Annotated in this window: 14 protein-coding genes and 1 pseudogene; 9 read left to right on the plus strand and 6 right to left on the minus strand. The window is 53.0% G+C overall.

Annotation, left to right across the window (positions count from 1 at the left end):
- Positions 1-180: 180 nt before the first annotated feature.
- The 4 genes and pseudogenes from OC445_RS05295 to OC445_RS05315 all read left to right on the plus strand — a co-directional run.
- A complete protein-coding gene (locus OC445_RS05295) occupies positions 181-456 on the plus strand; it encodes a BrnT family toxin (RefSeq protein ID WP_233097373.1) in 276 nt (91 codons plus the stop codon).
- On the plus strand, positions 434-742 hold the full coding sequence (locus tag OC445_RS05300; RefSeq protein WP_198791500.1) for a BrnA antitoxin family protein: 309 nt from the start codon (positions 434-436) through the stop codon (positions 740-742). The genes OC445_RS05295 and OC445_RS05300 overlap by 23 nt, the downstream gene beginning before the upstream one ends.
- A gap of 190 nt (positions 743-932) precedes the next feature.
- On the plus strand, positions 933-1523 hold the full coding sequence (locus OC445_RS05305) for an HNH endonuclease (protein ID WP_198791501.1): 591 nt from the start codon (positions 933-935) through the stop codon (positions 1521-1523).
- 939 nt (positions 1524-2462) lie between these two features.
- Positions 2463-2561: pseudogene (locus OC445_RS05315) on the plus strand (capsid portal protein); the annotation flags it as partial.
- Between the two features lie 127 nt (positions 2562-2688).
- Here OC445_RS05315 and OC445_RS05320 read toward each other — a convergent pair.
- Both OC445_RS05320 and OC445_RS05325 read right to left on the minus strand, forming a co-directional pair.
- Complete coding sequence (locus OC445_RS05320) at positions 2689-4329, minus strand: hypothetical protein (RefSeq protein ID WP_262020007.1); 1641 nt, start codon at positions 4327-4329, stop codon at positions 2689-2691.
- A 121-nt stretch (positions 4330-4450) separates the two neighbouring features.
- Complete coding sequence (locus OC445_RS05325; protein WP_220382882.1) at positions 4451-5896, minus strand: hypothetical protein; 1446 nt, start codon at positions 5894-5896, stop codon at positions 4451-4453.
- A 648-nt stretch (positions 5897-6544) separates the two neighbouring features.
- Here OC445_RS05325 and OC445_RS05330 point away from each other — a divergent pair.
- Together OC445_RS05330 and OC445_RS05335 are read left to right on the plus strand one after the other, a co-directional pair.
- On the plus strand, positions 6545-6910 hold the full coding sequence (locus OC445_RS05330; RefSeq protein ID WP_034126664.1) for a DUF6124 family protein: 366 nt from the start codon (positions 6545-6547) through the stop codon (positions 6908-6910).
- Between the two features lie 146 nt (positions 6911-7056).
- Positions 7057-7275, plus strand: coding sequence for a hypothetical protein (locus tag OC445_RS05335; RefSeq protein ID WP_080757698.1), 219 nt, complete (start codon positions 7057-7059; stop codon positions 7273-7275).
- Positions 7276-7466: 191 nt separating this feature from the next.
- Here OC445_RS05335 and OC445_RS05340 read toward each other — a convergent pair whose 3' ends face one another.
- Entirely contained in the window at positions 7467-8654 is a 1188-nt protein-coding gene (locus OC445_RS05340; protein ID WP_127882306.1) for an MFS transporter, read from the minus strand.
- 482 nt (positions 8655-9136) lie between these two features.
- Between OC445_RS05340 and mqo the strand changes: the two genes are divergently transcribed.
- On the plus strand, positions 9137-10783 hold the full coding sequence (gene mqo, locus OC445_RS05345; RefSeq protein ID WP_034126666.1) for a malate dehydrogenase (quinone): 1647 nt from the start codon (positions 9137-9139) through the stop codon (positions 10781-10783).
- A 64-nt stretch (positions 10784-10847) separates the two neighbouring features.
- Here mqo and OC445_RS05350 read toward each other — a convergent pair whose 3' ends face one another.
- Positions 10848-11552 carry an NADPH-dependent F420 reductase gene (locus OC445_RS05350; protein ID WP_254914269.1) on the minus strand — a complete coding sequence of 235 codons (705 nt, stop codon included), beginning with the start codon at positions 11550-11552 and terminating at the stop codon, positions 10848-10850.
- 66 nt (positions 11553-11618) lie between these two features.
- Between OC445_RS05350 and OC445_RS05355 the strand changes: the two genes are divergently transcribed.
- Positions 11619-12515, plus strand: coding sequence for a LysR family transcriptional regulator (locus tag OC445_RS05355; RefSeq protein ID WP_198790776.1), 897 nt, complete (start codon positions 11619-11621; stop codon positions 12513-12515).
- Between the two features lie 192 nt (positions 12516-12707).
- Positions 12708-13037, plus strand: coding sequence for a YXWGXW repeat-containing protein (locus OC445_RS05360; RefSeq protein WP_198790775.1), 330 nt, complete (start codon positions 12708-12710; stop codon positions 13035-13037).
- 128 nt (positions 13038-13165) lie between these two features.
- Here the strand turns inward: OC445_RS05360 and OC445_RS05365 are convergent, their stop codons facing one another.
- On the minus strand, positions 13166-13561 hold the full coding sequence (locus OC445_RS05365; RefSeq protein ID WP_198790774.1) for a PIN domain-containing protein: 396 nt from the start codon (positions 13559-13561) through the stop codon (positions 13166-13168).
- Positions 13558-13815 carry an AbrB/MazE/SpoVT family DNA-binding domain-containing protein gene (locus tag OC445_RS05370; RefSeq protein WP_032892812.1) on the minus strand — a complete coding sequence of 86 codons (258 nt, stop codon included), beginning with the start codon at positions 13813-13815 and terminating at the stop codon, positions 13558-13560. The genes OC445_RS05365 and OC445_RS05370 overlap by 4 nt, the downstream gene beginning before the upstream one ends.
- Positions 13816-13866: the final 51 nt, after the last annotated feature.

The raw sequence follows: 13866 nt of genomic DNA on the forward strand, positions 1-13866 counted from the left end.
GGGACATGGGGGATCTGAGTCAGCGAGGCGAATGGGGCACAGTTTATCAGGGATGCTTGTCAGGTACTTGGCGGGTTCTCAAGCCCAGCCAGCCAATCATCGGTGGTAACCCGAGTGCACGCTCGGTAGGCTTTCGACGCGCACCTTGTGTTGATGATTTATTGTGGATACGATAATCACATGCATATTACCTATGACCCAGCCAAAGACGCTCGTAACGTTGAAGAACGCGGACTCCCGTTTGCGTTAGTGCGGGACTTTGAATGGTCTACGGCCTTGATCGTGGAAGATGATCGATTCGACTACGGTGAGTGTCGTTATCGAGCGATGGGATACATAGGGGATCGGCTGCATGTCGTAGTGTTCACCCCACGGGGGGACGCGGTCCACGTCATCAGCTTTCGTAAAGCCAACAAACGGGAGGTCAAAAATTATGACCAAGAAACCCAATCCTGAGAAGGTCGATACAGCGAACCCTGAGTGGTCGGCTGAAGACTTTGCTAAGGCCAAGCCAGCCAGCGAGGTGCTTGTGGGATTGTTTGGCAAAGCTCAGGCGAAGGAAATGCTCAAGCCCAAGCGCGGGCGGCCGAAGTCGGTAGCTACTAAAGAGCACGTTAATGTTCGTTTTGATGCTGACGTGCTGGAGCGTTTCAGGGCTTCCGGACCAGGCTGGCAAACGCGAATGAATGCCGCCTTGGCTGATTGGCTTAAGACGCATACACCGGATGAACTGAAGGCCTAAGGCAAATAAGCCGCGGATGATGCGGCTTTTTGCTGTCTTGTGATTAGCTTTTTGTCAGCGAGCGTATAAATAAAGCTGTCCGTTTTTTGCTACCTTTCGGTGTTGTTTCAACATAAATATATCTCTAGTTGGAGCTGCGCAGTACGAGGCTGGCGGGCGCAATCAATCTACGATGATCAAGGAGCGAGTTGTGAGTTGTTCGAAAATCTCTGTTATCGATAAGGAAAAGTTGATCAGGCTTAGAGATAGGCTCTATAGAGCAATTGATAACAACCGCTCAGATAGATGGTGTCTTGCGCTTTGGAGTCGGTTTATCAGAGCTAGGGATACACACCAGTGTGTCGTCTGTAATTCTGACGATCGGGTCCAAGCGCATCATATTTTTAGAAGAACATTGCTTTCGCAGGCGCGATATGAACTCGGCAACGGAATTACGCTGTGTTACGAATGCCACAAGGTTGCACACGAAGGATTTAACGGTCGGCCGGATATGACGCTACCGATAGGTGCTCAAGGGGGGGACGACCAAGACGAAATTGCCTTCTACTATCGAAAGCTGCTTGAGTCCTCAGAAGCTTTGGATTTAGACCACGATGAGTTTTTTACGTTGAGCGATGGAATACTTAGGTTTTTCGTCCGAGTACAGGGCTACGAATACCTCTATAAGGCAGTCGCTGCAAATAAAATTACTGGGTTGGTGATGGCCTATAAAATTTGGGTTCGTAGTCCAGAACAGATGGCTTTAGCCATTTTAAGGCCAAACCTTCCGGGTTATTTTTGACCTCAGGTCTGTTCCATCCTCGATCTACTGCACGTTTTGCCGTTTTCTTCGTAGCATATAACAGCGTAATCGTCGCGGCATACTCTGATTCTCTGCTCTCACTACCTTCTCTTTACCGGTCCCTTTTTCGCGGTAGTACGCGATGATCCCAGTGGGTTCCTCCAAATATTAATAAATCTGTCCCCTTTTGCCCCCGAATGGTCGGCTGAGGACTTTGCTAAGGCCAAACTAGCCAGTGAGGTGCTTAAGGGATTATTTGGCAAAGCTCAGGCGAGGGAAATGCTCAACCCAAGCAGGGGCGGGCAAATCGGTAGCCACCAAAGAACGCGTCAATGTTCGTTTTGATGCTGGCATGCCGGAGCGATTCTGGACTTGTGGGCTGGGCTGGCAAACGGCAACAAATGCCCTTGGGCGGTTGGCTCAAGCCTCACACGTCGGAGGAGCTGAGGCTTAATCGCTAAAGGTCAGTTCTAAGAGGCTTAGCCGCCGATGAGATGGTTTTTTGCTGTCTGGTGATTGGCTTTTTCTCAGCGATGGTATAAATAAATCTGTCCCCTTTTTTCTTACGTGTGATGCGCACGCGTATTGAGGTGCATGCTGATGCTCGTGGGAATGGCGTGCGAATGCTTTTGCGCAATTGACACCGCTGGAGCCCTTGTATTCCGGGGCCTCGGTTGCGAGATTGCTGGTGCGAGTCCTTTCGAATATCCCCTTAACCGCTACATCTAGAAAAGCCCATGAATTCAGTTAGTTAGAGTTCGCGGGCTTTTTCGTTTGTACTATTCGTTTGTACTGCCTTCGCTCAACGTCACATTCCTTCTCGACACTATGAGTCCCGGACTGTCTTTAACATGCCCCAGAATCTGGCTACCAAGAATTGATAGCATGTAGCGTTTTCTGCCAAACAAAAATGAACTCGATAAAAACCAAACTGCGTATCCGCCGTACCTGCTGGGTATTGTGCTGCAGAACGCGGATGGGTTTGGGTCGGTCAGGGAGGCGGCGCAGATCTATGCGGCCAATGAATTGGAGCCGACTTAGGCGCGTACGATCCAATTGAACGACTGGGTCGGTAAGGAAGATATTTCTTTTAAAAAAATGAATTGGAATTTTTAAAATGGAGTCGAAGCACAATCGCTATATTGTTGTGCTTCGGATTTATAAGTTACTTTCTTGATTTGAAAAGTATGCCGACTCCTGTGTTGGCAATTTCTGCATTTTCTTTTTTTATATTTGTGAATTTTTCTTTTAAATCTTTTGCATTTGGGATTATCCCTGTGAGATTCGCAGCTGTCGCAAATACACCATAAGCCGGTATTCCAGTTATTGCCGCAGCAATCTCAATCCCGCCAACGACGATAAATGAACCTATGTCTCGTCCAGCGAACTTCCACTGCTTTCCGCGTAGTTCTTTGATTTTTGTCTCATGGTCAGTAAATGCACCTTGAAGATTTTTTAGTATATGGTCGCTTGTGCGGAAAAAGTTATTTGGTCGAGCGTTGATGATTTCTGAAATACCTGCACCCAATAAGTTTCGTATTTCGTCAATGGCGCCGTATTTTCGAATTTCGATTAATGCGTCTATCGGGACTTGCCCCAGCCAAGATACTTCATTCTTTACTGTGGTTTGCAATGCTCTCGAAATATGAAGGTTTTTTAGCCCTTGCTCATCATAGGTCTCAGAGTTTTCTTGTAGCATTATGTTGAACCAGAGCCAACTAGTCTCTGCGCGAATTACTGGTGTTCCGCGAAGAGAGGAGCTTCTTTGTAGAGCATTGTTAGCTTGAGAGAAATGACTAAATATATTAAAAAATACTGCGTCGCCAGGGCTTTTTACACCTAGCGTCTGTCGGTTTTCTTTTATGTATCGCTTAATGTGGTTTTCATAGTTTCCATCCCACTCAGTAGAGAAGGCCAGTCTCTTCGGGTCTTTCACGATCTCTGAAAATTTTCTAGGGTCTTTTATGCTTCGTAGGTATTCAAGAAGTTCTCTTGACTCGCTGAATTTTTGGCCGAATATTGAGTTGCCATAGGCAATGGTGTCCTGCTCGGCGCAAAGATTAATATATTTTTCGTAGTGTTCATCTAATCGATGACGATCTGGAAGTATGGCTATTATTGGTTTGTCCAAATCCAGCAAGGCGATGTCTTTGTATTGGAGGACCTGTAGTGCAAGGCGTAAGACTTCCTCAACGCGTTCTTGCTTAGACATTACTGCGAATAGTGAAGATATTTTTACGAAAGGATCTGGGAGGATTGTGGTGTCGAAGTATATGCCTGTTGAGCTGGCAAGATTGGATCGACCGTCAGGAAAAAGCTCCCCAGTAAAAATTGCTTTAGTGTCAAGGCTATCTTCAAGGTGGATCCAGGTTGGCTCACTAATATTTGACCAGAATTTTAAGATCTCAGCAGTGAAGTCGTCAATTATTTCAATGTTCGCATTTACTCGCTTATCGTCTGATGCAAACCATCCAGAAAATTTATACGGATCCACTTCCGCTTTTTTCATCATTTCATATGGGGTGCTAAAGGCTTCTTGTACGCGATTGAAGTAGGCAGCTTGAATTTCTTTCAATGATACAAGCTCTTTCCACTCTTGGCGGTCTGCCATGTATGCCATAGCTCCGAGAGAAGATCTTATAAAGCCATCAATCGAATCAGGATCTACCATGCCGTCGGGTAGAACTTGGATTCTTTCGAAACTTTCTTGAAACTGAGACTTTAGATGTTCCGCTACGTGAAATTTACCAGTACTGACCATCTCTTTCAGTAGCAAATATCTCCGGTGAAGCTCCAGTCTATCCATTTCCAGCTCCTGCCTATCTCTAATAGTGACGATGTGCTCCCCCAGCCTGAGCATAGGGGAATTTTCGGAGTTTACCAAACTCAACTCTATGTTGATCGGGTTTGCCCCTCAAAATATTGCGCTATGTGTTATCGCTCTTTGGTTGTTCGCTGTCTGAATATGTCTCATCTGGCAAAGCAGGAAATTTAACGTGACCAACAGAGGTTAATATAGTCTTTCGGCATTTTGTTGCATATCTTGTGTCGCGCTTGTCTTTCAAGTATTTGGCAATGAGGAAAAGGTCAGGTGTGAACACGAGAGCTGTTGAGCTTGTCGTTGCAGCAGAAATGCATTTTGTTGTGAATGGTTCTAACCTAGAATTTATAGGCTGCAATCTGTATGGGTTTCCAAATAATACTGGTTTGGCGGGACCATTAACTTCATCTCGCTCAAGATCTTCATGTATATTCATCGCGAGCTGACGTAGCTTATCAATATTTATTGGTTTGTTATCTTTACCTTCGGCCTCGCCAATTAACCTACCTTCCTTTGATTCAAAAACGGCATCGAATTCAGACTCGCCGTTATCAAATTGCGAAACTTCGAAACCGATTATTTTTAGGGCATCTAAAATTGCGAATTCTAATGGCTTTCCTTTCTCGAATAAAAGATTTCTAAGTCTTCCTAAATCTTTTATCTCATCGATTATAGCTTCTTTTTGAGCTTGAATAGTTTCAAGATTTTTTTCGATTTTTAGAAGCTTCTGAGACGCTACGTTTTCTTGGGTTAATTTGTATTTAGGATCTCTCGCCCAGTCAGGTTCAGGAGTTAATTCGGCAGAAGATCGTAGGGATTTTTCTATCGAAATAATTGATTTTATCATCCTTGATGCAAACTGCTTTGCTTCTGCTGTCCACTCTCCTTCATTTTCTTCGTCTTCGTCACCAACTATAAAGGATTCAGGGTAGAACTCGATGTCAGGGAGGCAAAGCAACGCGCCGTTAGAGTTTTTTGATCTATTAATAGTTCCTACTACCTTATCCCCATGCCGGGTTAGCAGGCACGGCGTCAATTCTCCTTCAATGATAGTCTTGTATGATGAGACTTTTGAGAACTCTTGCCAATAGGAAGATATACACTCAAAGTTTTTTTCAGAAGGTTTTATTTCCTTGCCCTTAGATATTCTTGGTTTTAGGGTTAATGGTATTGACTGATAGTTATCGAAGTTTGTGACGATTCTTGTGGTTTTTTGATTTTTGCCAGTTCCGGAGTATCTCCTTTCTCCTGTTGCAATACTTAGTGGGGTTAGATCGCTTAAAAATACTAATACTAATTTCCCATGCTCAATGGCTGCTTTTATTTCTTTCCGCCAATGCTCAGACTGCGATTTTAGTTTGAATGATTGATCGTCCGATAAGCACGGTTTTCCTTCGAAGGTGCTCTCGCGCTTATAGATGTAGTCGCTGATGTCTGGTTTAAAAAGGATTATGTCCCAGTCCAAAAGAGAAATGTCAGAATCGAAATCACAAAATTCAGTTTCGTCATCTGCCAGTGAAAGCCCAATGGTCAATATCTTTTTGTTAGCCATGAATTATCCATTTCTTCAAGCACAGAATTTATGGTTAGGCCCAAAGCGGCTTCCAGGGCCAGTAGATTTTGGTAAAGCCGTTCCAGCACATCCCTACAGTGGGTGGTCACTAGCCATCGTATGCGACTCGTTTTGAAAGAAATTAAGCATAGCAGTGGCAACTCTCGGAATTGCGAAAGCCAGCAAAAAAGGGGAAAAGCGTCAGTGCGTGGGAGCAGAGCTGGTACGAAAGTGGTACGGATGGTTGGCGAAAGCGCTGTAGTGCGTGCTCTGTGGCCACTGTGGGCTTAGTCATTCCAATCCATCATCGGTGTAACGGATAAAGCAATCTCCTGGAACAGGTCCAAACTTCTAGGAAATATCCCACACTTTTCTCAGCTTGCCCCTCAGACCACCCCTAGCTAACCTCCTTAAGCCGCTGCCAATCCAGCGGCCGGATGTGGAAGTCCGACCAAGCTGAAGGCGCTCAATCGCCCATAAACACCTACCGGCGTTTTTTTACGTCTGTATGATTGCTTATGGCGGCTGTGCGCGGGGCACTTCGGTGCGCCGGGTCCTTTAGCCCTGGTCTTCCACACCTGCGTACAGCTGCCACCCCTCATGTGGAAGTGAGATAGGCAGTTCCTTAAACGCTAAAGGAGCTTCGCCATGTACAAGGTCACACCTAATCCGCCTTATGCTTCAAACGCTGCATCTTCTGATCCAAAGCTTCAAGCCGCAGCCCAGCGCGCAATCAACCATCACTTGCCCCCATCCGACGACGCTGCTCCCACCGAGCGCCCAAGCGACAACCTATTCCTCGTAAACCCAACCATCGACCCCGAAACCCTCCTGGCCAACGCCGCCGAAAACCTCGCATCCGCCAACGAAATGGCCGCCACCTTGGCGTTCGATCTCGACGACTCCCAGCGCGCCGTCGCCCTGGGCATCCAGCAGTTAATCGAGTTGAGCTCGCTGCTCGTTGACCGAGCCCAGGAACAAGTTGCGCCTGTGACCGTCTCAGTCAAAGCCTGACAACCAACCCTGCCGCCTTACCCAAGGCGGCAACCTGAACTCATGCTGTCCCACAGCAAAGTTTCATAATTCCCTGCACCGTTGAGGTCTACGATCCCCTACTGAGAGAGGACCCCAGCGCCTCCAGCCCATAGGGAACTGAAACCATGATCTCGAACCTCGTCAAAGTTGTAATGATCACCGGCACGTTGCTGTTGAGCGCTTGTTCATCTTCATCGAGCGTGAACAGTGACCCGTGCTTTTCAGGCGGGTGCCAGGCATTTGGCGACCATAGCCCCAACAAAGCCGCGAAGATGAATTTTGGTGGCAGTGGGCTGGGGAGTAGTTATGGGGAGTATGGTTCGGGGCTGTTGCATGATGATTGATGGGGTCGGGGCAACCTGCCAGTTAAGCGTCATCGCCTTCTGTAGGAGCGAGCTTGCTCGCGAAAAACGTCAACGATAACGCGGGCTTCCTGAAGAAACGCGGCGTCTGTGAGTTTTTCGCGAGCAAGCTCGCTCCTACAAAAAGCTTCAACTGGCTGGAAGTCCCACCTACAGTTTGATCCAGTAGGGCGTTATTGACCGCCTTTCATCCGCCGGGCAATCAGGTAGAGGCCCAGCCCCACCAGCGCTGTAGCAGCACCGATGTAGCCGGTACTGGTCCAACCCAACCCTGCCGTAATCGCCATCCCCCCAAACCACGGTCCCAGCGCATTCGCCAGGTTAAACGCCGCATGGTTGGACGCTGCCGCCAAGCTCGGCGCTTCGTGAGCGATGTCCATCAACCGAATCTGCAACGGTGCCGCCAACGCGACCATGGTGCCCACCAGCCCCATGCTCACCAGTACGCCCCACAGCGACGCCGCGGCGAAGGGGAAGAACAACAACACCGCCATCGACCACACCAATATCAAGCCCACCGCCCGGAACTGCATACGATCAAACAGCTTGCCGCCAGCAATGTTGCCGATGATGCCGCCCACGCCAAACGCCGCGAGGCCGAAGGGGATCCACTGCGGCGAGACTTTGGTCACTTCCAGCATGGTCGGCGCCAGGTAGCTGAATACGCAGAACATCCCGGCAAAGCCAATTGCGCCGATGGACAGGGCCATCCATACCTGGGGTTTGGTGAAGGCACGCAGTTCTTTGCGCGGGTCGCTGCGTTGTTCGTCGTGGCGGTGGGGTACGAATTGCCAGACCAGGGCGATGGTGAGCAGGGCGATCACGCTGACCAAAGCGAACGCCGAGCGCCAGCCCAGGTGTTGGCCGAGGAAGGTGGCGATGGGGTTGCCGAGCAGCATGGCCAGGGTCAGGCCCATCATCACGCGGGCCACGGCGCCGGCGCGTTTGTCGGTGGGTACCATGCTGGAGGCGACCACGGCGGCGATGCCGAAGTAGGCGCCGTGGGGCAGGCCGCTGATAAAGCGGAAGGCCACCAGCGAGCCGAAGGTCGGGGTGAAGGCGGTGGCGAAGTTGCCCAGGGCGTACAGGCCCATCAGCAACAGCAGCATGTGTTTGCGCAGCAGCTTGGCGCCGAGGATGGCCAGCAGCGGGGCGCCGACCATGACGCCCAGGGCGTAGGCGCTGATGGCGTGGCCCACCTGGGGTTCGCTCAGGCCCAGGTTCTGGGCGATGTCGGGCATCAGGCCCATGATGGCGAATTCGCCGGTGCCGATCGCGAAGGCGCCCACGGCCATGGCCGCTTCCATTTTGGCGGCGCTGCGCGCGGGCAGTACCTGCCCGGGTGTTTGCTGGATAGTCATGGGTAACTCTGTGTGAAAGGTGTGCACGAAGGACAGTCGCCGATGCTACGCAAGCCGCGACGAAGGTGTCTAGAACCGCCATTTTCGGCAGAGTTCCACGCCTGTGACCGCAGGTCGCGGCTGCCAGGCTTGACAGGGGCGCATTAAAAGCCGCGATTTAGGCCTGTCAATTGGCCAAACGGCGCATAAACGCTGTTTAGCGTGATATTCTGCGCGCCGTCTTGGGCTAGTCTTTCCCTGGTGCGTACACCCGTATACGTCCCAGCGGTTGGCTGTCGCCCAGGTAGCTGAAGCCAATAATGATAAGAAGTCAGCGCAGAAGGGACATAACAGTGAGGTCGATCCATCGGCCTTGTGTGCCCACCCTGCAGCCTTTATGTGACTGTGCAGACCCCGCGGTACGTTGCCTGACGTAGCGTGAAGGAGGGTTACTCATGATCAGGGGCGGTAGGGCGGATGGCGTTTTATCATAGGTGCTACTGATGTTTAAAAAAGTAAACACTGCCCTGCTGGGGCTGGCTTTGTCGATGGGGATCACGTCCGTTCACGCGGAAGAGGCAAAGAAAGTCGATGTGCTGCTGATCGGCGGCGGCATCATGAGTGCAACCCTGGGTGTCTGGCTCAATGAGCTGGAACCGGATTGGTCGATGGAGATGGTCGAGCGCCTCGATGGCGTGGCCGAAGAAAGCTCCAACGGCTGGAACAACGCCGGTACCGGTCACTCGGCCCTGGCTGAGCTGAACTACACCCCGGAAGACAAGAACGGCAACGTTGAGATCCCGAAAGCGGTCGAGATCAACGAAGCGTTCCAGATCTCCCGTCAGTTCTGGTCCTGGCAGGTTCAGCAGGGCGTGTTGAAGAACCCGCGTTCGTTCATCAACTCCACTCCGCACATGAGCTTTGTGTGGGGCGATGACAACATCAAGTTCCTGAAAAAACGCTACGAAGCCCTGAAGGCCAGCCCGCTGTTCGCCGGCATGCAGTACTCCGAAGACCCGGCGCAGATCGCCAAGTGGGTTCCGTTGATGATGGAAGGGCGTGACCCGAGCCAGAAAATCGCGGCCACCTGGAGCCCGATCGGCACCGACGTAAACTTCGGCGAGATCACCCGCCAGTTCGTCGCCCACCTGCAAACCACGCCGAAGTTTGACTTGAAGCTGTCGAGCGAAGTGCAGGACATCACCAAGAACGCCGACGGTTCGTGGCGCGTGAGCTACAAAAACCTCAAAGACGGCACCAAGACTGAAACCGACGCCAAGTTCGTGTTCATCGGCGCCGGCGGCGGTGCCCTGCACTTGCTGCAGAAGTCGGGCATTCCTGAAGGCAAGGAATACGCAGGCTTCCCAGTCGGTGGTTCGTTCCTGGTGACCGAGAACCCGACCATCGCCGAGCAGCACCTGGCCAAGGCCTACGGTAAGGCTTCGGTAGGTTCGCCACCGATGTCGGTTCCGCACCTGGACACCCGCGTGCTGGATGGCAAGCGTGTGATTCTGTTTGGCCCATTCGCGACCTTCTCGACCAAGTTCCTGAAGGAAGGCTCGTACCTGGACCTGCTGACCAGCACCACCACCCACAACATCTGGCCTATGACCAAAGTCGGTATTCGTGAATACCCACTGGTCGAGTACCTCGCCGGCCAACTGATGCTGTCCGATGACGACCGCTTCAAGGCGCTGCAAGAGTACTTCCCGAACGCCAAGCAGTCCGACTGGCGCCTGTGGCAAGCCGGCCAGCGCGTGCAGATCATCAAGCGTGATGAAGAGCAAGGCGGCGTGCTGAAGCTGGGTACCGAAGTGGTCAGCTCTGCCGACAACACCATCGCAGGCCTGTTGGGTGCATCGCCAGGCGCGTCCACCGCGGCTCCGATCATGCTGACCGTGCTGCAAAAAGTGTTCAAGGACAAGGTAGCAAGCCCGGCCTGGCAGGAAAAACTGCACCAGATCGTGCCAAGCTACGGCACCAAGCTAAACGACAGCCCTGAAGCGGTTGCCAAGGAATGGGCCTACACTGCCGGTGTGCTGCAACTGACACCACCGCCAGCGATCCCGCAATTGGCCGCTCCACAGGCTACCGAGGCTGCCAAGCCTGCGGCTGAGCCAAGCAAGCCGGTTTCTGACCTGGCGCTGTAAGCCTCACCCACGAAAAAGCCCGCTGAACCGGTGACGGTCAGCGGGCTTTTTTGTGGGGAAATGTTCAGGAGAGCGGCGGGTGTCGCTCCACCGGGGGCAGCTCAACCGCACGCTCGGCCGCCGCCAGCGCAGCCTTCAAGCCAGCCTGGTCCAGGCGCACGCAGTACGCCGGTTTGGCCCGCTCGAATCGCCAGCTTTCATCCAGCTCACCAGCGTCGACGGCATCGAACCCCAACTCATCGAGCAGCTGGGTCACGACGGCCTTCGCGGTGGCGTCATCCGCCGCGACGGGCAGCGCCCGCCGATCAGGTGCACCGTGAGGGCGGGCGTCTTGCGTCAGGTCGGGGGCGAAGATCGCGTTAAACACTTTCACCACGTGTGAATGTGTCAAATGGTCGGCCAGCAAGCGGCTGGTAGTCGTTTCAAAGCGGTCCAGCTCTGGGATATGCCCATCGCGGTCGGGGTAGTAATTGTTGGCATCCATCACCGTTTTACCCTCCAGCCATTGCGCGGGCACGCTGCGGTAGTGTTGAAAGGGAATCGCCACTAGCACCACATCGCCGAACCGTGCGGCATCGTCTGCGCTGCCAACTTGCACACCGAGTATGCCGCTTACCACGCTGCTCATGGTGTGCGGGCCGCGGGAATTGCTCAGCATCACCTCATGCCCGGCGGCCAAGGCCAGTTGTGCCACAGCACGCCCAATGAAACCTGCTCCAATTACGCCAATCTTCATGTGCTTGCTCCGATGGAAGTACGAAGTGGCTATGATGATTGGCAACCATTTGGTGATAAATCGCAGTTGTGGCGCGGCTGTTGTTACTAGGGGTAGGGAATGATGGATCGTTTATCAAGCATGAATGCCTTTGTGATGGCTGCTGAGCTCGGTTCCTACGTGCGTGCCGCTGAGCGCTTGAATATGTCACCGCAAATGGTGGCCAAGCATGTCACCGCCTTGGAACAACGCTTGGGCGCGCGCTTGCTTAACCGTACTACGCGAAGGCAAAGCCTTACGGAGTTGGGGAGCGCTTACTACGAACGTTGCAAGCACATCCTGACGGAGACTAAGGCGGCGGATTCCCTTGCGCAAATCATGAACGACACCCCGCGTGGCAAGCTGAAAATCACCGCTCCGGTGACGTTCGGCTCCTACAGCCTGATGCCGTTGATCACCGGATTCTTGCGTGACAACCCGGATGTGCAAATCGATCTGCACCTTACGGATCGTTTCGTCGACCTGGTAGAGGAGGGCTATGAGGCGGCCTTTCGTATCGGCCCCTTGGGGACCACTGGCCTGACCGCCCGGCCGCTGGCGCCGTATCGCCTGGTTGTCTGTGCGGCACCGGCCTATTTGCAGGCGCGGGGCACACCGATGACGCCGGCAGACCTTGAGCATCACGAATGCCTGGGCTATGCCTTCTGGTCACGCCCGGCAGATCGTGAATGGGTGTTTTACCAAGGTGCGGTCCCGCACAAGGTGCAGGTAAGCAGCCGTTTGCAGATCAACGAAAGCAGGGCGCTGATGTCGGCGGCGCTGGATGGTTTCGGTATCGTGCTCGGCCCTGAAGACTTCTTGCGCAGGGCACTGGCCGAGGGCCAGTTAGTGCGGGTGCTGCCGGACTTTGACGCGCCAAGTCGATCAATGCATTTGGTCTACACCGCGAATCGGCAGCGCACGGCTAAGTTGCGGCGGTTTGTCGACGCCGTATTACAACGTTTTGGCTCGGTTTAAACGCGCGAGCTCTCTCACCTGTTCATGCAGATGCAGCGCCAGCAGTGCCCGTTCGACTTGAGGCCGGTGGGTTCAGCAATCTGACAGACATTTCCTGTTAAAAATAATCAAAGCCCATGCAGGAGCCCGGCTGGAATAAAGGCGGATTACTTTCTGATGCAGGTGCAGGGCGTTCGCGCCCGAGGGTTTTGTATGTTGTTACGTTATGCAGCATTGGCCGCCGTGGTGGTGGCGGCGTCCGGGTGTGTACAAGAGCGTGTAGTACATGAACGCAGGCCGGTGCAACGTGAGTATGTTGAGGTGGTGGCGCCACAGCCGCCTCCGGTGCAGGTGATAGAAGTCGAACCGGCGGTACGCGAGGGTTATATCTGGTCACGCGGTTACTGGCGTTGGGAAGGCGGGCGCTATGTGGCGGTGCACGGCCATTGGGAGCCGGTGCGCCAGGGCTATCGTTATGTACACCCGCATTGGGTGCAGCGTAATGATGGCTACCACTGGCAGATCGGCGGCTGGATACGCTGACCTAACCTCCTTCTCTGTAGGAGTGAGCTTGCTCGCGAAAAACGTCAACGGTTACGCGGGCATTCAGGTTGCGCGCGGTGCCTGTGATTTTTTCGCGAGCAAGCTCGCTCCTACACAAACAAAGCGGGCTAGCCGAGCCGTTTCATCCCCGCTGCCTTGGCCGCGTTCAGATCAAAGGTGGCGGTGTACTCGCAGCCCGCCGCATGGCCACAGCGTTCAACCAGGCAGTCGGCAAAGTCGGCTTTGCCTGCGCTGAACTTGCGCAATGCCTGCCAGATGATATCGGCGTGCTCGACGGTCAGTTCCCGCGTGTGCAACAAGGTTTCCAACACCATCACCACGTCGCTTTTGGCCGACTGGTAGCAGGACTGCAACACCCACACCAGCTCCGTAAGCGTCACCAGACTGACAAAGCCTGGCGAGGTGGCGGTGAGCGATTCGATGAGCTGGGACGCCTTGGCTGATTGAACCGGGTCGTCCTGGGTCACGTAACGCACCAGCACGTTGGTATCCAGGCCGATCATCCAGCTGTTGCTCCCTGGGCCGCGATGGCGCGGTTCATGTCTTCGATAGACACGGCATGGGCAGGCTTGCGGATCAAACCCTTGAGGTCCTTGACGGTTTTGCTCGCGGCAATCATGGAAAACTTGCCGTCTTCCATTTCGACGAATTCCACCCGGTCGCCTGTTTCCAGGCCCAGGGCTGTCCTGACCTGGACTGGGATGGTGATTTGCCCTTTTGAAGTGAGTGTGGCGGTGGCCATAGTGAAGATCTCCATCGTGATATTCCTTACCTTAAGGTAAGGAATGACGGAGGACAATATCCGTTG

The sequence above is a fragment of the Pseudomonas sp. Pse35 genome (assembly GCF_024519715.1).
In the GTDB taxonomy this organism is placed as follows: domain Bacteria; phylum Pseudomonadota; class Gammaproteobacteria; order Pseudomonadales; family Pseudomonadaceae; genus Aquipseudomonas; species Aquipseudomonas paracarnis.